Raw genomic sequence first — 1,116 nt, 5'->3', positions numbered from 1 at the left:
CATGCACGCGCCGCCGCGTGCCGCCAAGCCGCAGGCGCGGAGCGACCCTAAGTCGCGGAGAACCGACAGTGGTACACTGTCGGCGCGCCCTCTTTTCCGTAGGTAAAAGGGGAGTGCGTTACCCTTTTGTTCCAAAAAGCCGGGAGGTGCCGCCGCCGATGGGGAAGCAGTACGCAATCCTTCGAGTCCAGAAGTGCAAGGGTGCCGCGATAGGTGCCATGCAGTACCACAACGACCGCGAGCCGGGAAAGCACACGAACCCTGACATAGACCAAACCCGAACCCGGCTGAACCGCGAGATGCGTTCTCACGTCGATTACGAGCGCGAGGTGCAGGCGAGGATTGACGACGGGTATTCGGGCGAGCGCAAGGTGCGCAAGGACGCGGTGAAGCTCGTCGAGGGAATCGTGACGGCGAGTCCCGAGTTCTTCGAGCTGGCGGACGATGACAAGGTGCGCGAGTTCTTCGATGACGCGTACCGGTTCTGCTGCGATGAGTTCGGTGAATCGAACATGGTTCACTTCACGGTGCACATGGACGAGGAGACCCCGCACGCGCATTTCGGTTTCGTGCCGTTGAGGGACGGCAAGCTCTCGTGGAAGGAATTCTTCCCGAACAAGATGGCGCTCGGGAAGATGCAGGACAGGTTCTATGGACGCGTAGGAGCGCTGTATGGCCTTTCTAGGGGCGAGAAACGCGGGGACGGGGAACCAGTGAAGCGGCACAAGTCCGTGGCCGAATACAAGGCCGAGAACCTCCGTATACAGGCTGAGCTCGACGAGAAGACCAAACAGCTGGAATCGGTGACGGCGGAACTTGCCGTTGTGAAGGATGTCCTCAAAACTGCGCAGGATGCCGCAAAGAAAGCGAAAGACCAAGTTACCGAGTGCGAGACCAAGCTGGATGGTTACGCAACTCGATTCAAGAAGATAAAAACCGAGCTGGCGCAGATTGCCGAAGCCCTGTCGTGGAGGAAGTTGCTAAAGAGGTTCAGGGACAAGCTCATTGAGTTCTCGGAAAACCCGATTTGCTGGGACGCGCTCAAAGCTGGTCGAGATTTCGAGAGCGAAAAAGACGGCAAGCGAGCCGAGCGCGTTCTTGAGAAGGGCGCTCGCG

At 58.9% G+C, this 1,116-nt stretch carries 1 protein-coding gene; it reads left to right on the top strand.

Annotated features, from left to right (window positions below):
* Positions 1 to 158 precede the first annotated feature (158 nt).
* Positions 159 to 1,116, top strand: a 958-nt coding sequence (gene mobV, locus ABG996_RS10765; RefSeq protein WP_347500994.1) for a MobV family relaxase, incomplete at its 3' end; no start/stop codon positions are given.

This window comes from Collinsella aerofaciens (assembly GCF_039836695.1).
Lineage (GTDB): Bacteria > Actinomycetota > Coriobacteriia > Coriobacteriales > Coriobacteriaceae > Collinsella > Collinsella aerofaciens_BD.
This window is presented reverse-complemented; position numbering and strand designations above follow the sequence as displayed.